Genomic DNA, 18,922 nt, shown 5'->3' on the forward strand with positions numbered 1-18,922 from the left:
GGCATGACTCGCCTAGATCCGCAGTTGGTAAATGATGCGACCCCGGTTGGGGATGCGCGCCCACACGCTGTGGTGATTGGTGCCGGTCTGGGTGGTCTGGCCGCGGCAATGCGGCTGGGGGCCAAAGGGTATCGCGTTACTGTTCTGGATCGGCTGGATATGCCCGGCGGGCGGGGTTCGGCCCTTTGGCGCGACGGCCACCGGTTTGATCTGGGGCCCACCATCGTAACGGTGCCCCAGGTGTTTCGGGACCTTTGGGCAGACTGCAATCGGGACTTTGACAAGGATGTCGAGCTGATCGCGCTGGACCCGTTCTATGAAATCCGATGGCCGGACGGATCAAGTTTCGCGGCCCGCCAAGACCCAGACGCGATGGAGGCAGAGGTCGCAAGGCTGTCTCCGGATGATGTAACGGGCTTGCGAAAGTTCCTGAAGGAAAGCGAGGCGCGGTATATCTTTGGGTTCGAGGATTTGGGCCGTCGCCCGATGAACCGGATAGGTGACCTGATCAAGGTTTTGCCGACCTTCGCCCGCATGCGCGCAGATCGTTCAGTCTATGCCCACGCATCACGGCGTTTCAAAGACCCGCGTTTGCGCATGGCTTTCAGCTTTCACCCATTATTCATTGGCGGAGATCCGACGCAGGTGACGTCAATGTATATTCTGGTCAGTCATCTGGAAAAGGCGTTCGGCGTCCACTACGCGATTGGCGGCGTCACCGCGATTGCCGAGGCGATGCGCAACGTCATTGCCACGCAGGGCGGGCTGGTGCGTCAGAATGCCGAAGTGGATGAGATTTTGCTGTCGGAAGGTGCGGCCAAGGGCGTTCGGCTTTCGAATGCCGAGGTCATACCGGCCGACGTTGTTGTTTCAAACGCCGATCCGGGGCACACCTATTCCACGCTGTTGCGCAATGCGCCGCGCAAAAGGTGGACGGACGTAAAGCTCACGCGGACACGGTGGTCCATGGGCCTGTTCGTTTGGTATTTCGGTACCCGGGGTACCCGCGATCTGTGGCCGGATGTAGGGCATCATACAATCCTGAATGGGCCGCGCTATCGCGGGTTGATCCGGGATATTTTCCAACAAGGGCATTTGGCTGATGACATGAGCCTTTATGTCCATCGACCATCGGTCACTGATCCTACAGCCGCGCCGGATGGCGATGATACGTTCTATGTCCTCAGCCCTGTGCCGCATCTGGGGCATGACAATCCAGTTGATTGGGCCGAGCACGCTGAAACTTACCGGCAGCGGGCTCAATCCGTGCTGGAGGATCAATTATTGCCGGGGTTAGACCGACATTTGACCGCATCCGAAGTCTTTACGCCCGATACGTTCCGCGACCGGTATCTTTCACCATTGGGCTGTGGGTTCTCGATCGAACCCCGCATTCTGCAAAGCGCGTGGTTTCGCCCCCATAACGTGAGTGAAGAAGCCAAGGGGCTTTATCTGGTAGGTGCTGGAACGCATCCCGGAGCCGGGCTCCCCGGCGTGATCAGCAGCGCCGAGGTGCTGGCGAAACTGGTTCCCGATCCTGTGAGGGCGCCATGATTGATCCGCAAGACATGCAGTTCTGCCGGGATGCGATCCGTCATGGGTCCTTATCCTTTCACGCGGCGTCCCGACTGTTGCCGCGTTCGGTTCGTGATCCCGCTCTGGCGCTCTATGCCTTTTGTCGGCTGGCTGATGATGAGGTCGATCTGAAAACGGAAAAAGCGGCCGCGGTTCTGATGCTGAAAGAACGGCTTGAGATGGTTTACGCAGGTCGCCCACGCAATGCTGCACCGGACCGGGCTTTTGCATCACTGGTCGAGGATTTCGACATGCCCCGCGCCTTGCCCGAAGCCTTGTTGGAAGGTCTGGCATGGGATGCGATGGAACGGCGCTATGACGATCTACCCGAGCTGATCGCATATTCCGCCCGTGTCGCCAGCGCGGTTGGGGTCATGATGTCGGTGCTGATGGGCGAGAGAAACGCGGATGCCTTGGCACGTGCCTGCGATCTCGGCGTGGCGATGCAGTTGACCAATATTGCCCGCGACATAGGCGAAGACGCGCGGGAAAACCGGCTATACTTGCCGTTGAGCTGGTTGCAGCAAGAGGGTGTCGATCCTGAGGCGTTCATCGCGAACCCGCGTGCCGAACCGGGCATACGCATATGCGTCTCGCGTTTGCTCAGACATGCGCAACACCTGTATCAACGGTCCGAGGCTGGAATTGCCGAACTGCCTTTGCAGTGCCGTCCCGGTATCTACGCGGCCAGGTTTGTTTATGCCGGGATTGGCGGCCAAATACGAAGATCTGGCTTTGAAAGCGTGTCTCAGCGCGCGCGGACGGGGAAAAGTCAAAAACTTGGCTGGTTGGCGTGGTCTCTGTGGCGCACGGCGTTCAGCACGGTTGCACCCCACTCGCCGCGGCTTTACGCTCGGCCCTTGCCTGAAACCGCGTTTCTGGTCGACGCGGCCGCGCAGAACCGCCACGCGCAAACGGATTGGAGCGATACGTTGTATACCGCTTTCGCACAACTGCAGACGCAGGAACACGCCCGGCGGCGGCGTATGATGGCGTCTGTTCGGACACATCTGCAATGATGTTCGCGCTTTATTTCCTGATTTTTTTTGCGGCATGTATGGCCGCGGGTGCCACTGGTGGGATGTTCCCCCCGGGAAAGTGGTATCGTGACCTGAACAAGCCGTCTTGGACGCCGCCGGATTGGCTGTTTCCTGTGGCCTGGACCTCGCTTTATGTCTGTATGTCCTGGGCGGGTGCGCGCGCAGCGGTGCAGGGCGATGCAAGCCTCGCGCTTGCGCTGTGGGGGCTTCAGATCGCGATCAACACACTTTGGACCCCCGTGTTTTTTGGGCTGCGACGTCTGCGCGCTGGGATGGTGGTGCTTAGCGCGCTTTGGGCCTCTGTCGCGGCGACCATGGTGGCGTTGTGGTCTGTCGACACTTTTGCGGGCCTCCTGTTTGTGCCCTACCTGATGTGGGTTAGCGTGGCCGCAGCGCTGAATTGGTCGGTTTTGCAGCTGAATCCCGAGGTCGCAAATAACCCGCCCGAAATCAAAACCTAAAATCGCCAGCTTGCGCGGCGCGGTACCCGTACCGCAAGCATGGGTTTCAAAAAAGGTGACCGAAACCGGCGCAAATCCAGCGCCTCGTACACGCCGGTTGTTTCCTCTCCGCCCAATTGGGTTTGTACCATTGCACGAGAGTAAAACGGTGCGTCGAGCATATTCATGACCTGCTTGGGACGATAACCCGTGTCGGCCCGCGTTTCGCGCCGCACTGCCCACAAGCTGCGTTTCAAGCGCGTTTTGGGTTGCAACGCGGCGATTTCATGCTGGCCATCTGCACCAAAAAACACAGCACGATTCAGCGTGCTGCCATCCAGTCGTTCCGCGTCATAAAAGCAGGTGCTGCCACCCTTGGTTGGAAAACGCCCCCAACTCCATGTACTGAAATCCTCTTCCAGCGCCCGTGTTCCGAAATTCGCGTCGAAATAGCCATGTCCGCTCCATTTCCAGCCGCGGGCCGCAAGGTCGACATCTATGTGTGCAGTCGGGGCAAACGGGCGCCAGATATGGGCGGCGTCTTCGGTCAGCGGCATTTCAACTGCGGTTAACCCCGTTGGCCTTAATGTGACGCGCCCGCGAACCGGAGTGATCAATGGGGGCGCGCCCATCTCGTTGATATCAATTATCAGGTGGTTGCCGTCCCATCGCATCGACGACGGGCCAACGGTGATGCAGTCGCGCGTCAGCCGCAGCGCTGATCGCCCCCGATCCGTCATGGTAAAACGCCCGCCCGGACCATAGGTCGCTACATTGATGCAGACATGGTTTTGCGGGTCCTTCCGCCCGGACCACCGATACCACGGGGAAAAAACCGAGCCGATAAAAGCTATGATCGAGATTGCCCGTGTCTGATCCTCGCTGATCCCGTCGACATACCACCACGCATATCCGTTTGGCGGGACGCCAATGTCGAAATTCGGTCTTGTAAGATCGTCTCGACCGCGTGCCGGGCGGAGAGCGCAGCCATCGGCAATCCCGCCCCCGGATGCGTGCCGCCGCCCGCCAGATACAGCCCCTTGATCGGCGTCCGTGCCCGCGGGCGCTTCAGCGCCGCCATGAGTCCGTGCGGGCTCTGCCCGTAAAGCGATCCGTGACTCTCGGGGAACAGTTGCTCGAAGTCTGCTGGCCGGGTCAGAGCTGTCGGCCCCGGTTGCGGATCGAAGGTCAGGCCGAACCGGCGCAGCACGTCGAATGTTCGTGTCTGACATGTCTGAAACTCCATTTCGGGCTGGGGAAAGGGTCGAAGGGGCGGGGCGTTCAGGACGATCTCGAACCGCTCGGGGGCGCCGGGTTCGTGCCGTGCTTGCGGGCCGCGATCCTGGGCGCAGATATAGATCGACTGTTCCCGCGGAAAAAGTCCGGCCTGCAGTTCGTGAAACTCCTGACTGTCCGCGTCGGCGAAGAACACATTGTGATGAGAGAGGTCCAGGCCATGTGGAGCGGCGTCAAAACTCCAGACTACGGCTGAAAGGCTGCGGTCGGTGGTTAGGGTTTGGGGGGCAACAGTGGCAACATCCGGCCCCAGCGCACCAGCCGCAAGGGCACGCGGATCGCCGTTAAAGATAACCAGGTTCGTCTGGATGTAAGTTCCGTCATCCAGTGCCATACGGCTGATCCGACCATCGTCGCACTCAATCGAAGCAACCGCGCTGTTATATCGAAACTGAACCCCATGCCGTGCGCAAAGCGCCTCTAGCGCCTTGGGCAGCGCTTGCATGCCCCCTTGAACGCACCAGACTCCGGCAGCTTCGGCCTGCCATATGAGGCTGAGCAGGGCGGGCGATTGATGCGGCAATCCACCGACATAGGTCGCATATCGACTGAAGAGCTGCGCAAGGCGTCGGTCGCTGAACCGGTGGGAAAGCTGGCTGCTCAGGCTGCGTAGCGGGGCCATTGCTGGCAGTAACTTGGGGTGTCTGAGGATCGTAGCACCAAGGCTGATCGGCGTCGGTTCGGGCGTGTTCATCATTGGTTGATCCAATGCAACGAACAGAGCTTTGGTATCCCTCTGGAACTGACGAAACTCCGCTTGTGCTTTTTGTCCGGAAAACGCGGCGATGGCCTTGCGGTTTGCTTCTGGTTTGTCGTGCAGGTCCAATACCGACCCGTCGGGCCAGAAATGTCGCGCGATAACGGGCAGTTTGATCAGATCAAGATGGTCGTCCAACCGCTCATTTAGAGTCTTGAAAACATCGTCGAAGATATGGCGCAGGGTCAGAACGGTTGGTCCTGCGTCCACTGGCCCACTGTCCGAGGGTAGGGTTCTGATCTTCCCGCCCGGGCTGTCGTGTTGCTCAAGAACTGTGACGTCGAACCCCGCAGCGCGCAGCCTTACGGCACTGCACAGGCCACCAATGCCCGCACCGATTACAACTGCTTGGCGCGCTTGAGGATGTGTCGGGTTCATACGGAATTGTTGACTCATGACACAATACTGTCCAGTGTAATTTACACAAATGTGTCAATTTTACTTTTCACATTCACGTCAGCAAAGGGAAGCGCATGGAACTGAAGACGCGGATTAACGGCGCTATTGCACAGAATATCGCAGATGCACGCGCAGAGCCTGCGCCAGCGCAGCTTGCGGTAGCGCTCGACTATGCCTGCTTTCCGGGCGGGGCGCGGGTGCGTCCAACGATTTTGATGTCTGTCGCGCTGGCCTGTGGCGATGACGCCCCTCGGGTTACGGATGCCGCTGCTTCGGCGCTAGAGATTATTCATTGCGCCAGTCTTGTTCACGATGATCTGCCTTGTTTTGATGACGCGGATTTTCGGCGCGGCAAGCCTTCGGTCCACCGTGCGTTTTCTGAACCCCTTGCTGTCCTTACAGGCGACAGCCTGATAATCTTGGCATTCGAGATACTCACGCGCGCCGCCGGGCAAGATCCGAAGCGGGCGCTTGACTTGCTTGGGATATTGGCAAAACGGACCGGGATGCCCAACGGGATTTGCGCTGGGCAGGGCTGGGAAAGCGAAGACACAATTGACCTTGGCGCTTATCACCGTTCGAAAACCGGTGCCTTGTTCATCGCGGCAACTCAGATGGGAGCAGTTGCCGCCGGTCACGAAGCAGAACCCTGGTACGAACTGGGCGCGCGGATCGGTGAGGCCTATCAGGTTGCCGACGATTTGCGCGACGTTCTTTATGACGAAAAGGTTCTTGGAAAACCCGCTGGGCAAGACGATCTGCACGGTCGGCCAAGCGCGGTGGATCAATTCGGAGTTCAGGGTGCGATCCAGCGCCTGAACGATATTCTGAGCGGTGCAATTGCCTCAATCCCGTCCTGCCCGGGCGAGGCGATGCTGGCCAAACTTGTTCGCAAGCAGGCCGAGGCGCTGACTCCAGTTGCACCTGCTGTTGCGAAAGCCTGACGGTGGCACGCTCGTCCGACACGGTCACGCGGCCTTCGCTGGGAACTTGGTTCGGACGCCTTTTGGCGCGGTCAGACGTGCAATCCTTGGCGATGCGTCTGCCCGTAACACGTTGGATGGCTCGGCGGGACGGGCAAGAGATATTCGAGGTCGTTCAAGGGTTTGTTTCCAGTCAGGTTTTAATGGCGCTTGTGGCGCTGGATATCTTCGATCATCTGGCGGGTGGCCCGATGACGGCACGGCAGCTTGCCCATAGGCTTGGGGTCAATGCGAACAGGCTGGCGGTTTTTCTGCACGCGGGGGCTGCGTTAGGGTTTTTGCGGGTGCATCGCGGTGATCGCTATGGCCTGTCACGCAAGGGAGCGGCGCTGCGGGGTGTGCCCGGTCTGGCGGATATAATCCTTCATCACCGGGCTTTGTACCGCGACTTGGAAAGCCCCGAGAGTTTTCTGCGCAATGGATCGGAAACCGAACTATCCGGGTTTTGGCCCTATGTTGGCGACGCTGCCCAGATTGGCGCGGAACAGGCCGAGCGATACTCCCTATTAATGGCGCGCAGCCAACGTCTGGTGGCCGAGGATACACTCAGACAGGTTCGTCTGAAAGGCGTGCGGCACCTGTTGGATATTGGTGGCGGTAGCGGCGCTTTTCTGGCGGAAGTCGCGCAACGATACCCTGCGCCCCGGCTGACTCTGTTCGATCTGCCACAGACCCGTAGTGCCGCGCAGTCCTATTTGGAAGGGGTAGGTCAGTTCGATCGCATCACGTGCACAAGCGGCAGTTTCGCCCTGGACCCTCTGCCTACAGGCGCTGATGCCATCAGCCTTATCCGTGTCCTCTATGATCACGACGACGAAACAGTCCTCAGGCTTTTTGCAAAGGTTTTTGATGCCTTGCCACCCGGCGGGCGGTTGATCATCTCGGAACCCATGTCGGGCGGAGATCGCCCCGATCCGATCACCGATGTCTATTTCGCGATTTACACCCTTGCGATGGGCACGGGCAAAACTCGGTCTGCTGCACAGATATCAGAATTGCTTGCAGCTTCGGGCTTCGTGCAGATCGAGCATCCAAAACCCCTCCGGCGTTACATCACCTCGGTCGTTACGGCAATTAAGTCTGGATAGGCGAACGAATTTCTGAAATGTGTCAGTTTTAATTGACAGATTGCGATGTAAAGTTAAACTGACATAAAAGCTCGCCATGGACTCACCCTTTAGATGAGCCACTGCAGGCGAGAGGAGGGAAGACCGTGAAATCCTCGGCCGTAATATTGCATGGTCCCGGACATCTGTCTGTTGATACCGTGACACTCACCCCGCCATCCGCTTCGGATTTGGTGGTCGAGGTGCGGCATTCCGGAGTTTCTACCGGTACGGAAAAACTTTTTTGGTCCGGCGAGATGCCGCCCTTTCCTGGTATGGGGTATCCTCTTGTTCCAGGCTATGAGGCCGTCGGCAAAGTGGTCGAGGCAGGATCAGGAACCCGTTTCGGCGTCGGCGATGCCGTCTTTGTACCGGGCGCGACCTGTTACGAGGATGCGCATGGGTTGTTCGGCGGGTCGTCGCGCCTGATCGTCACAGATGCGGACCGTGTCACACCCATTGATCCGAGTTGTCAACGTGAGATGACACTTCTGGCCCTGGCCGCCACCGCGCGACACTCGATGGCTGGGCTGGGTCACCATGTGCCCGAGCTCATTGTCGGGCATGGTGTCGTGGGTCGCCTGCTAGCACGTTTAACCATCGCCGCAGGTGCGCCTGCACCGATTGTATGGGAGTCAGATCCCGCGCGCCGCGACGGAGCCGAGGGGTATCAGGTCATCGCCCCCGAGGACGACCCGCGCCGTGACTATGGATGCATCTATGACGCGTCTGGCGACAGCGCGATTCTGAATACGCTGGTTTCCCGCCTGAAACGCACGGGTGAGATTGTACTGGCCGGGTTCTATACGCAGCCCCTCCGCTTTGCTTTTCCGCCAGCCTTCATGAAAGAAGCCCGGATACGGATCGCTGCCGAGTGGACGCCCGAGGATATGCAGGCCACCCGATTGCTGGTCGAAAGCGGGGCTTTGTCGCTGAGCAATCTAATCAGCCATACCGCGCCCGCGTCGGATGCCCAGACAGCCTATGCTTCGGCCTTCGAAGACCCCGACTGTTTGAAACTCGTTCTTGATTGGGAGACCACATGAAAGACGAAGCCCCCAACCTGAAAGAGTTCGACGCCCGGCTGAAAGCCGAAGCGCATGAGGACTTGGCGGATGTTCTGCCAAGCGAGGCGGTCAAGAAAACCCAGATCATTGCCATCTATGGCAAAGGTGGCATTGGCAAAAGTTTCACGCTGGCCAATCTCAGCCACATGATGGCCGAGCAGGGCAAACGCGTGCTGCTGATCGGGTGTGATCCGAAATCCGACACAACCTCACTGCTGTTTGGCGGCAAAGCCTGCCCGACGATCATCGAAACCTCGACCAAGAAGAAACTGGCGGGGGAAGAGGTGAAGATTGGTGATGTTTGCTTCAAACGTGGCGGTGTCTACGCGATGGAGCTGGGCGGCCCCGAGGTCGGGCGCGGCTGCGGTGGCCGTGGGATCATCCATGGGTTCGAGTTGCTGGAGAAGCTGGGCTTCCATGATTGGGATTTCGACTTTGTTCTGCTGGATTTTCTGGGTGATGTGGTTTGCGGCGGCTTCGGTCTGCCAATCGCGCGGGACATGGCGCAAAAGGTCATCCTGGTCGGTTCGAACGATCTGCAATCGCTCTATGTCGCCAATAATGTCTGCTCGGCGGTGGAATACTTCCGCAAACTTGGCGGTAATGTCGGCGTCGCTGGATTGGTCGTCAACAAAGATGATGGAACGGGTGAGGCGCAGGCCTTTGCCGATGCGGTGCAAATCCCGGTTCTCGCGTCGATCCCGCAGGATGACGACCTGCGCAAGAAATCCGCAAATTATCAGATAGTTGGCACAGGTTCCGGCCAATGGGGTCCGCTTTTTGCGACGCTTGGCCTGAATGTGGCCGATGCACCGCCCGTCCGGCCCGCGCCGCTGGATCAGGACGGTCTGCTGGCGTTGTTTGACGGCAAGGAAACCGGGGCAGGGATCGAGCTGGTTCCGGCCACGGATCAGGATATGCGTGGCAAGAACGCGGCGCCAAAGAAATCTCTCGAAGTGATTTACGACGACGCATGAACAAAGAAGTGACATATGACGCGTCCGCCGAGGCGCAGGTGATCAAGGGTGAACCCCGCGCGGAAACTGGCGGTGAGCCGCCTGCTTTGGGCTGTCACTCTGGGTCCGAGATGAAAGACGCCGCGCGGATGGCGGGGCAGTCCGAATTGCTGGACCAATACGCACGTGATTATCCGCAAGGCCCCCATGACAAACCGCAAAGCATGTGCCCGGCCTTCGGGTCGTTGCGTGTTGGGCTGCGGATGAAACGGGTGGCAACGGTTCTCAGCGGTTCGGCCTGCTGCGTCTATGGCCTGACCTTCGTCAGCCATTTCTACGGCGCGCGGCGGTCAGTGGGCTATGTTCCATTCAACTCGGAAACGCTGGTTACCGGCAAACTGTTCGAGGACATCCGCGCCGCAGTTTACGATCTGGCAGATCCCGAGAAATTCGACGCCATCGTTGTCACCAACCTCTGCGTGCCGACCGCCAGTGGTGTTCCGCTGCGCTTGTTGCCGAAGGAAATAAACGGAGTGCGGATTGTGGGCATCGATGTGCCCGGATTCGGCATCCCTACCCATGCTGAGGCTAAGGATGTTCTGGCTGGCGCAATGCTGGCCTATGCCCGCTCCGAGGTCGAAGCGGGGCCGGTCTCTGCGCCAGACGGTGCGCGGCAGGACCGGCCTACTGTTAGTCTGTTGGGAGAGATGTTCCCCGCCGATCCGGTGATGATTGGCCAGATGTTGGCTCCGCTGGGTCTGGCTGCAGGGCCGGTAGTGCCTTGCCGCGAATGGCGCGAACTTTACGCAGCGCTCGACTGCGGCGCAGTGGCGGCGATCCATCCCTTCTATACGTCGGCTATTCGGGAATTCGAGGCCGCGGGCCGCCCCATCTTGGGCAGCGGACCGGTTGGAATTGAAGGCACTGCCGCTTGGCTATCAGCCGTTGGCGATGTGTTCGGTATCGCTGCAGACAAGATCAGCGCAGCGCAGAACGGTTTCTTGCCCGCCATCAAGGGCGCATTGGCTGCCGCGCCGATTTCGGGGACTGTGACTGTCTCGGGATATGAGGGCAGCGAATTGTTGGTGGCCCGTCTACTGATCGAAAGCGGCGCAACCGTACCCTATGTTGGAACCGCTTGTGCCAAAAGCAAATGGTCGGCGCAGGACGCGGATTGGTTGCAGGCACACGGAGCCAAAGTCCAGTTCCGCGCTTCGCTGGAGCAGGATTGCGCGGCGATGGAAGGGATCAAGCCCGATTTAGCCATCGGCACGACACCGGTGGTGCAAAAAGCCAAGCAACTGGGCATTCCGGCGCTCTATTTCACCAATCTGATCTCCGCCCGTCCCCTGATGGGGCCAGCGGGTGCAGGATCACTGGCACAAGTGATCACCGCAGCGATTGGCAACAAGGACCGGATGGACCAGATGCGCGACTTCTTCGAGGACGTCGGCACCGACGATGCCGCCGGAATCTGGGAGGGCGATCCGAACCTCCGCCCCGATTTCCGCGCCATCAACCAAAAGAAACTGGAACGGCAGGCCAAGGCCGCCAAAGCGCAGGAGATGATCTGATGCTGATCCAGGATCATGACCGCGCCGGAGGGTACTGGGGGGCCGTTTATGCCTTCTGTGCCGTCAAAGGCCTGCAGGTTGTGATCGACGGCCCGGTTGGGTGCGAGAACCTGCCTGTCACGTCGGTTCTGCACTACACCGACGCGCTGCCGCCGCATGAACTTCCCATCGTTGTCACAGGGTTAGGCGAAGAAGAACTGGGCCGCGACGGGACCGAAGAGGCGATGAAACGCGCATGGGGTACGCTTGATCCGGCGCTGCCTGCGGTGGTTGTTACCGGCTCGATAGCAGAGATGATCGGCGGGGGTGTGACGCCACAAGGTACCAACATTCAACGCTTTCTGCCGCGCACGATCGATGAAGACCAATGGGAAGCGGCTGACCGGGCGATGACCTGGATTTTCACCGAGTTCGGCATGACCAAGGGGCGGATGCCGCCCGAGAAAAAGCGCGAAGAAGGCGCAAGGCCGCGCGTCAATATTCTCGGTCCGATGTACGGCACCTTCAACATGCCCAGCGATCTGGCCGAAATTCGACGTCTGGTCGAGGGGATAGGTGCCGAGGTCAACATGGTCATGCCTTTGGGCGCCCATCTGGCCGAGATGCGCAATCTGGTGAATGCGGACGCCAACATTGTCATGTATCGCGAATTCGGACGAGGCTTGGCCGAGCTGTTGGGCAAGCCCTACCTGCAAGCACCAGTGGGCGTGGACTCGACCACCAGATTCCTACGGATGTTGGGCGAATTGACCGGACTTGACCCGGAACCCTTCATTAAGCGCGAGAAACACTCGACCATCAAACCCGTCTGGGATCTGTGGCGGTCCGTCACACAGGATTTCTTTGCAACCGCCTCGTTCTGCGTTGTGGCGAATGAGACTTACGCACGGGGGCTGCGGCTGTTCCTGGAAGAGGATCTGGGGCTGCCTTGCGCTTTCTCGGTCGCGCGCTGCGCCGGAACCAAAACCGACAACAATCAGGTGCGGGCGCTGATCACGCAGAAGAAGCCATTGGTCGTGTTCGGCAGTATCAACGAGAAAATTTACCTGGCTGAAAACAAAGGCGGGTTCGGACCGTCACCAGCCTTTATTCCGGCCAGCTTTCCGGGGGCCGCGATCCGGCGGGCAACCGGCACGCCTTTCATGGGTTACGCGGGCGCGACCTATGTCCTGCAAGAGGTGTGCAACGGCCTGTTTGACGCGCTGTTTCACATTTTGCCTCTGGGCACTGAAATGGATGCGGGGCCAGCCACACCCGCCACGCAACGCACCGAAATCCCATGGGATGAGGATGCCAGCGCCGCGCTGGAGCGCATCTTGGAATCCCATCCCGTTCTCACCCGTATCTCCGCCGCCAAATCTCTGCGCGATGCCGCCGAGAAGGCAGCGATTTCCAATGGGGACGCCCGGGTCTTTGTCAGCACCGTTCAGGCGCTGGACCCGACGCGTTCCGAAACCGATCCAACCGAAGGAGGTGACCTGTGCCAGCAGTAACCCTTAATGCACATAGCGAAGCGGGCAAAAAGCGGTCACAACGCACGCCCGAGTTCATCCTGTACTTTTCGATCCTGTTCCTGATTTCGATCCCCTTCGCAGTGGTCGAATGGATCAGACATGCCTTGCGCCGCCGCACGCTGAACCTGCGTGGGCCATTAGCGCGGGCCTGGTCCGAGGCCGACAGGATCACGCCGATCATCTTTTCCAGGTGACGGCGACCCGAGATCCGGCCCGTATCACGCGGGGCGGGGCCCAGCCGCTGGGTAAGCGGCGTCAGCATAGTGACCCGGAGGTTCCTTATGGCTGATAATGACGACCTGTCTTTTACAGGTCTTACCGACGAGCAAGCTCAGGAGCTGCATTCGGTCTATATGAGCGGCCTATGGCTGTTCGCGATCGTTGCGCTGGTTGCACATCTTGCAACCTATATCTGGGCTCCGTGGTTCTGAGGAGGGATTGAGAATGGCAAAATTCTACAAGATTTGGCTGATCTTCGATCCGCGTCGCGTCTTTGTGGCGCAAGGCGTGTTCCTCTTCCTGCTCGCCGTCATGATCCATCTTGTTGTGCTTAGCAGCGGTCTCAACTGGTTTGAGAACGCCGCGGCGACTGCCGGGTTCTAACAGGCCCAGGGCGGGGCGCAATGCGCCGCGCGATGGATTGAAAGAAAGCCGCGGGCGGCGTGAATCGCCCGCGGCATGAACCGGGGCAATTGACCCGGCCATGACCAGAACTGTCGGAGCAAGACAATGGCGATGCTGAGCTTTGAAAAGAAATACCGCGTTCGCGGGGGTACGCTGATCGGTGGTGATCTGTTCGATTTCTGGTTCGGGCCATTTTACGTCGGCTTTTTCGGGGTCACGACGGTGTTCTTCGCCGCGCTGGGTACGATCCTGATATTCTGGGGCGCGGCCATGCAGGGCACGTTCAATCCCTGGCTTATCAATATTGCCCCACCTGATCTGAGTTATGGCTTGGGCATGGCACCTCTGATGGAGGGCGGGCTGTGGCAGATCATAACGTTCTGTGCGGTCGGGGCGTTTGTCAGCTGGGCGTTACGCGAGGTTGAAATCTGTCGCAAGCTGGGAATGGGTTACCATGTGCCTTTCGCCTTTGGCGTCGCCATTTTCGCCTATGTCACCCTGGTCGTTTTCCGGCCATTGTTGATGGGAGCGTGGGGTCATGGCTTCCCCTACGGCATCTTTAGCCATCTCGACTGGGTGTCCAACACAGGCTATGCATATCTGCATTTCCACTACAATCCGGCGCATATGTTGGCCGTGACGCTGTTCTTTGCGACCACGTTCGCCCTAGCCCTGCACGGTGCGCTGATCCTGTCGGCTGCGAACCCGGAAAAGGGCGAAGAGATGAAGACGCCGGACCATGAGGACACGTTCTTTCGCGATTTCATTGGCTATTCGATCGGAACGCTGGGCATTCACCGGCTCGGCTTCCTTCTGGCCATCAATGCCGGGTTCTTTTCTGCCGTTTGTATAATCATCTCTGGCCCCGTTTGGACGCGAGGATGGCCCGAGTGGTGGAACTGGTGGCTTGAGCTGCCGATCTGGCCCAGTCAGGCGGGGATGTGACCCATGATTGAATATCAAAACATCTTTACTCAAGTGCAGGTGCAGGGCGAACCCGAATGGGGCATGGACGACAATCGCCAGATGAGCCGCGAACGGATCGGCAAGCCGTTTTTCTCAAAGCTCGTCGGCTGGGTCGGGAACGCGCAGATCGGGCCGATTTATCTGGGTTGGTTCGGTATGGTCAGCGTCGCGGCTGGTATCCTGTGGTTGAATATCATCGGACTGAACATGCTGGCGCAGGTCAACTGGTCGATCTCAGAGTTTCTGCGGCAGGGCTTCTGGCTGGCGCTTGAGCCGCCCAGCCCGGAATACGGTTTGACGATACCACCGCTGAGCGATGGCGGGTGGTACATCATCGCCAGTTTCTTTTTGCTGGTTTCAGTTTGTTCATGGTGGCTGCGCACATATCTGCTGGCGGCAGAACACAAGATGGGCAAGCACGTGGCCTGGGCTTTTGCCGCGGCGATCTGGTTGTTCCTGGTGCTAGGTCTGTTCCGCCCGATTTTCATGGGGTCCTGGTCAGAGGCGGTGCCCTACGGCATTTTCCCGCATCTGGATTGGACCACTGCCTTTTCGATCCGGTACGGCAATCTTTACTACAATCCGTTCCATTGTCTCTCGATCGTGTTCCTTTATGGCTCAGTCCTGCTGTTTGCGATGCATGGGGCGACCATTCTGGCGGTCACCCGCTTTGGTGGCGACCGTGAGCTTGAACAGATCGTGGATCGCGGCACGGCATCAGAACGGGCTGCTTTGTTCTGGCGCTGGACCATGGGCTTTAACGCCACGATGGAGGGTATCCACCGCTGGGCCTGGTGGTTTGCGGTGCTGACCCCGATCACCGGCGGGATCGGTATCCTGCTGACCGGGACAGTGGTCGACAACTGGTTCATCTGGGCCCAGGAACGCAGCTTCGCCCCCGCCTATGACGGGTCATACGGATACGAAGCCTTCGGCACTTACGAAGCCTTCATCGGCCAGGAGAACTGAGATGCTTCCCAAGTGGTTCGATGACTGGAACAAAGACAACCCGACAAACATCTACGGCCCGGCAATCCTGGTCGGTGCGCTGGGCGGCGCGATCTTTATCGCCGCAATGCTGGTGGCTTTCGGGCAACCCTTCGCCACGAAAAGCATTCAGACCGGACCGCGGGGAACGGGGATGTCGGTCACCGAGTTCGTCAATGAAATCGAGCGTCCCGACCCGACGATCGAGGATTACCTAACCGAAGAGCCATATATCCCTCAGCCCGGCGATGCTCTGGCCAAGGATATCTATGAAAATGTTCAGGTGCTCGGTGATCTGACAGAAGACAATTTTAACCGATTTATGACTGCCATGACTTTCTGGGTGGCCCCCGAACAGGGCTGCGCCTATTGCCATGGCGACGGTGATCTTGAGACTTATGGAGAGGACAACCTTTATACTAAGGTCGTGTCCCGTCGCATGATCGAGATGACGCAGAACATCAATGAAAACTGGGATGGCCACGTCAATGCAAACAAGGAGGTTGGTGTAAACTGCTATACTTGCCATCGCGGGCAAAACGTCCCCAGCGATATCTGGTTCAGCATCACTCCGGTGGTCGATGCCATGACGGGTTGGGGCGCGGTTCAGAACCGCGTCACAGAGCAAAGCCAATTTACGTCTCTGCCGTCGGATGCCTTGGAAACCTATTTGTTGAACTACGGCGTAATCGGCGTGCACGATCTGGAATCCCGCGTTGAAGGCTCACCTGCGGATGAGGGTTTCCCAACGGTTCAGGATACCGAGCGCACGTATTCACTGATGAATTATGTGAGCAACTCCTTGGGTGTGAATTGCTTGTTCTGCCACAACAGCCGGGCATTTTACGACGCGGAACAGGTGACGCCGCAATGGGCGACTGCAAGTCTTGGTATCGCGATGGTGCTGGAGTTGAACAACGATTACCTCGTTCCATTGGCTGATGTTTACCCGGAAGATCGTCTGGGCCCGATCCATCAGGATGCGCCCAAGGCCGCCTGCCGGACCTGCCACAAAGGTTATCAACAGCCGTTGCAAGGTTTGAACATGATCGCGGACTGGCCCGAACTAACCACGTCCGAGGCGCCGGAATACGAATAGGGCAGGCTGACTTAACCTAGCCGGCACGCCCTGACGCAGCACGGACCCCGTGGCTTCCGCGGTTCGCGCAGGGAACACAAGCTGTTCCAAACCTGTTCTGTGGCGACAGAACGACCGGCTGGTGATCCGCGCGGGCGTGCGTTCAATCCCAAGCGGATCACCGGTCAATATACCGGAGAGGATCAATGGCATCTACTCAGACACCCCTGTTGGACCGCGTTGCCGGTCCGTCCGACCTGCGCATCTTAAGCGATGCGGAACTGGCCCTGATTGCAGATGAACTGCGCAATGAGGTGATCGACATTGTATCGGAAACAGGTGGGCATCTGGGGTCGTCACTGGGCGTGGTCGAACTGACCGTCGCCCTGCACGCGGTTTTCAATACGCCGATGGACAAGCTGATCTGGGATGTCGGGCACCAGTGTTATCCGCACAAGGTGCTGACGGGGCGGCGCGACCGGATGCGAACGTTGCGGCAGAAGGGTGGTCTTAGCGGATTCACCAAGCGGTCCGAGTCCGCCTTTGATCCGTTTGGCGCGGCGCATAGCTCAACCTCGATCAGCGCCGCATTGGGATTTGCCGTCGGCCGCGACATGGGAATGCCGACCGGGGATGCGGTCGCGGTGATCGGTGATGGCTCAATCAGTGCAGGCATGGCTTACGAGGCGCTGAACAATGCGGGCGACGAAGGTCGACGTTTGTTCGTCATCCTGAATGATAACGAGATGAGCATTGCTCCACCCGTTGGTGCGATGTCGACCTATCTGTCGCGGCTCTGCGCGCCGGATTCGCTGGCACGGATGCACTCCTTGACCGAAGGGTTCGAGGCCGCAATGCCGCCGCCTGTTCGTGCCGGTATGCGCCGCGCTCGGCAGTTGGTATCGGGCCTGCCCGGTACAGGCACGCTTTTCGAAGAATTGGGGTTTGACTACATCGGCCCGATCAATGGCCACGATCTGGGTCAGCTCTTGCCGGTGCTGCGCGCGGTGCGGGCCCGCGCGACGGGACCGGTGTTGATCCACTGCGTGACCGTGAAAGGCAAAGGCTACGCGCCAGCGGAAAAAAGTGCCGACAAGTATCACGGCGTGTCCAAGTTCGATGTCTCTACCGGAGCGATGAACAAGGCCAAGTCCAACGCCCCCAGCTATACCTCGGTCTTTGGTGAGACACTGACAGACGAAGCCAGCCGCGATCCGTCCATCGTTGCAGTAACAGCCGCGATGCCAGCCGGAACCGGCGTTAAAACCATGGCCGACCGGTTTCCCGGCCGCGTGTTCGACGTTGGCATAGCCGAGCAACATGCGGTGACATTTGCGGCCGGAATGGCGGCGAGCGACTTAAAACCCGTCTGCGCCATTTACTCGACATTCCTGCAACGCGGGTACGATCAGGTTGTGCATGATGTGGCCTTACAAGGTCTTCCGGTCAGATTCGCCATCGACCGTGCAGGTTTGGTTGGCGCGGACGGCGCGACCCACGCAGGCGCGTTTGATCTGGCTTATCTGTGCAGCCTGCCCGGGTTTGTCGTCATGGCCCCTTCTGATGAGGCTGAGCTGCGCCACATGGTTGCCACGTCGCTGGCTTATGATGCAGGCCCTTCAGCCGTGCGCTTTCCCCGCGGCGCCGGGGTTGGGGCAGAGCTGCCCGAACGTGGAGACATATTGCCCATTGGCAAAGGGCGGATTATCCGCCAGGGCGAAGATGTCGCGATTCTCTCCCTTGGGGCGCATTTGAGTGAATGTATGGTTGCAGCCGATCTTTTGGCTGAACAAGGTTTTAACCCCACGATTGCAGATGCAAGATTTGCCAAGCCGATTGATACGGAACTGCTTGCAGACCTGGCAGCCTCTCACAGCGCCATCGTTACTGTTGAGCAAGGCGCGCAAGGCGGGTTTGGGGCCCACGTTCTGTCACACATGGCGAACACCGGCGCGTTGGATCGTGGATTGAGAATCCGCACAATGACCTTACCCGATCGATTTATCGAGCAGGCCGCGCCAAGTGAAATGTACGAAGATGCCGGTATGACAGCTCAAGATATTAAAGAGGTAGTTCGCGCGCTTTACGCACGCGAGACCAAAATCTTGTCATTTCCGGCTGTGGGTTAGCTCTGAGGTCCAACCGAGGCCAGATACGCCCAGATATTTGCGACTTCGTCTTCTTTCCGAAGCTTGAAGGTCATTTTCCCGCGCGCGCTTGTGTCGTCGAGGTATTCTTTCAAAAACTTTGATGGATCCGCAACATAGGTCGTAAAGTCGGCCTCTTCCCAGACGAGCCCGGCTTCACCCGCAGAAACCATTGCATCTGAATAGTTGAACCCTTCATAGGTGCCGGCTGTCCGGCCTACCACTCCGTACAGATTGGGTCCGGTCTTACCGCCTTTTACGATTTCTTCACCGGCGTCATCGACTATGACATGGCAGGCTTTGCACTTATTAAAGTTCTTTGCGCCTTGTTCCGCGTCACCCTCCGCTAGTGCGGGGATGGCCACAAAGGCAAAGGCGACCGCTGCTGATAGAGTACTTTTCATATGCATACC

At 58.8% G+C, this 18,922-nt stretch carries 19 protein-coding genes; 16 read left to right on the forward strand and 3 right to left on the reverse strand.

Annotated features, from left to right (window positions below; translation table 11 throughout):
* Positions 1 to 3: 3 nt before the first annotated feature.
* Genes AC2FIT_RS15690 through tspO form a run of 3 tightly spaced genes read left to right on the forward strand, consistent with a single transcriptional unit; the run spans position 4 to position 3,076 of the window.
* A complete protein-coding gene (locus AC2FIT_RS15690; RefSeq protein WP_496830995.1) occupies positions 4 to 1,554 on the forward strand; it encodes a phytoene desaturase in 1,551 nt (516 codons plus the stop codon).
* On the forward strand, positions 1,551 to 2,594 hold the full coding sequence (gene crtB / locus AC2FIT_RS15695; protein ID WP_496830996.1) for a 15-cis-phytoene synthase: 1,044 nt from the start codon (positions 1,551 to 1,553) through the stop codon (positions 2,592 to 2,594). Before AC2FIT_RS15690 ends, crtB begins: the two co-directional genes overlap by 4 nt.
* On the forward strand, positions 2,594 to 3,076 hold the full coding sequence (gene tspO, locus AC2FIT_RS15700) for a tryptophan-rich sensory protein TspO (RefSeq protein ID WP_496831049.1): 483 nt from the start codon (positions 2,594 to 2,596) through the stop codon (positions 3,074 to 3,076). The genes crtB and tspO overlap by 1 nt, the downstream gene beginning before the upstream one ends.
* Here the strand turns inward: tspO and crtC are convergent.
* Positions 3,073 to 3,987 (reverse strand): carotenoid 1,2-hydratase, encoded by a 915-nt coding sequence (crtC, locus tag AC2FIT_RS15705; protein ID WP_496831050.1) that lies wholly within the window; start codon positions 3,985 to 3,987, stop codon positions 3,073 to 3,075. The two genes, tspO and crtC, sit on opposite strands and share 4 nt — an antisense overlap.
* The gene (gene crtD / locus AC2FIT_RS15710) at positions 3,906 to 5,504 is read right to left on the reverse strand and encodes a 1-hydroxycarotenoid 3,4-desaturase CrtD (protein WP_496830997.1); all 1,599 of its coding nucleotides are present in this window, start codon (positions 5,502 to 5,504) and stop codon (positions 3,906 to 3,908) included. Before crtD ends, crtC begins: the two co-directional genes overlap by 82 nt.
* 77 nt (positions 5,505 to 5,581) lie before the next feature.
* Between crtD and AC2FIT_RS15715 the strand changes: the two genes are divergently transcribed.
* The 13 genes from AC2FIT_RS15715 (at position 5,582) to dxs (ending at position 18,491) form a co-directional block, all read left to right on the forward strand.
* A complete protein-coding gene (locus AC2FIT_RS15715) occupies positions 5,582 to 6,451 on the forward strand; it encodes a polyprenyl synthetase family protein (RefSeq protein ID WP_496830998.1) in 870 nt (289 codons plus the stop codon).
* 2 nt (positions 6,452 to 6,453) lie between these two features.
* Positions 6,454 to 7,578 (forward strand): methyltransferase, encoded by a 1,125-nt coding sequence (locus AC2FIT_RS15720; RefSeq protein WP_496830999.1) that lies wholly within the window; start codon positions 6,454 to 6,456, stop codon positions 7,576 to 7,578.
* A gap of 125 nt (positions 7,579 to 7,703) precedes the next feature.
* Positions 7,704 to 8,642 carry a chlorophyll synthesis pathway protein BchC gene (gene bchC / locus AC2FIT_RS15725; RefSeq protein ID WP_496831000.1) on the forward strand — a complete coding sequence of 313 codons (939 nt, stop codon included), beginning with the start codon at positions 7,704 to 7,706 and terminating at the stop codon, positions 8,640 to 8,642.
* Positions 8,639 to 9,640: a chlorophyllide a reductase iron protein subunit X gene (locus AC2FIT_RS15730; RefSeq protein ID WP_496831001.1), complete on the forward strand. Its 1,002-nt coding sequence runs from the start codon at positions 8,639 to 8,641 to the stop codon at positions 9,638 to 9,640. Before bchC ends, AC2FIT_RS15730 begins: the two co-directional genes overlap by 4 nt.
* Positions 9,637 to 11,193, forward strand: coding sequence for a chlorophyllide a reductase subunit Y (bchY, locus tag AC2FIT_RS15735; RefSeq protein WP_496831002.1), 1,557 nt, complete (start codon positions 9,637 to 9,639; stop codon positions 11,191 to 11,193). The genes AC2FIT_RS15730 and bchY overlap by 4 nt, the downstream gene beginning before the upstream one ends.
* Complete coding sequence (gene bchZ / locus AC2FIT_RS15740; RefSeq protein ID WP_496831003.1) at positions 11,193 to 12,686, forward strand: chlorophyllide a reductase subunit Z; 1,494 nt, start codon at positions 11,193 to 11,195, stop codon at positions 12,684 to 12,686. The genes bchY and bchZ overlap by 1 nt, the downstream gene beginning before the upstream one ends.
* Entirely contained in the window at positions 12,674 to 12,901 is a 228-nt protein-coding gene (gene pufQ / locus AC2FIT_RS15745) for a cytochrome PufQ (RefSeq protein ID WP_068334241.1), read from the forward strand. Before bchZ ends, pufQ begins: the two co-directional genes overlap by 13 nt.
* Before the next feature lie 87 nt (positions 12,902 to 12,988).
* Positions 12,989 to 13,138 carry a light-harvesting antenna LH1, beta subunit gene (gene pufB / locus AC2FIT_RS15750; protein WP_068334243.1) on the forward strand — a complete coding sequence of 50 codons (150 nt, stop codon included), beginning with the start codon at positions 12,989 to 12,991 and terminating at the stop codon, positions 13,136 to 13,138.
* A gap of 13 nt (positions 13,139 to 13,151) precedes the next feature.
* Entirely contained in the window at positions 13,152 to 13,310 is a 159-nt protein-coding gene (gene pufA / locus AC2FIT_RS15755; RefSeq protein ID WP_068334249.1) for a light-harvesting antenna LH1, alpha subunit, read from the forward strand.
* A 126-nt stretch (positions 13,311 to 13,436) separates the two neighbouring features.
* Entirely contained in the window at positions 13,437 to 14,276 is an 840-nt protein-coding gene (gene pufL / locus AC2FIT_RS15760; protein ID WP_475180537.1) for a photosynthetic reaction center subunit L, read from the forward strand.
* Between the two features lie 3 nt (positions 14,277 to 14,279).
* On the forward strand, positions 14,280 to 15,266 hold the full coding sequence (pufM, locus tag AC2FIT_RS15765) for a photosynthetic reaction center subunit M (protein WP_496831004.1): 987 nt from the start codon (positions 14,280 to 14,282) through the stop codon (positions 15,264 to 15,266).
* A 1-nt stretch (position 15,267) separates the two neighbouring features.
* Positions 15,268 to 16,383, forward strand: coding sequence for a photosynthetic reaction center cytochrome PufC (pufC, locus tag AC2FIT_RS15770; RefSeq protein WP_496831005.1), 1,116 nt, complete (start codon positions 15,268 to 15,270; stop codon positions 16,381 to 16,383).
* A 185-nt stretch (positions 16,384 to 16,568) separates the two neighbouring features.
* Entirely contained in the window at positions 16,569 to 18,491 is a 1,923-nt protein-coding gene (gene dxs / locus AC2FIT_RS15775) for a 1-deoxy-D-xylulose-5-phosphate synthase (RefSeq protein WP_496831006.1), read from the forward strand.
* On the opposite strand, the gene AC2FIT_RS15780 is transcribed toward dxs, so the two are convergent.
* Positions 18,488 to 18,913, reverse strand: a complete 426-nt coding sequence (locus AC2FIT_RS15780) for a c-type cytochrome (RefSeq protein WP_496831007.1) — start codon at positions 18,911 to 18,913, stop codon at positions 18,488 to 18,490. The two genes, dxs and AC2FIT_RS15780, sit on opposite strands and share 4 nt — an antisense overlap.
* Positions 18,914 to 18,922 lie beyond the last annotated feature (9 nt).

The sequence above is a fragment of the Ruegeria sp. YTSA135 genome (genome assembly GCF_059610165.1).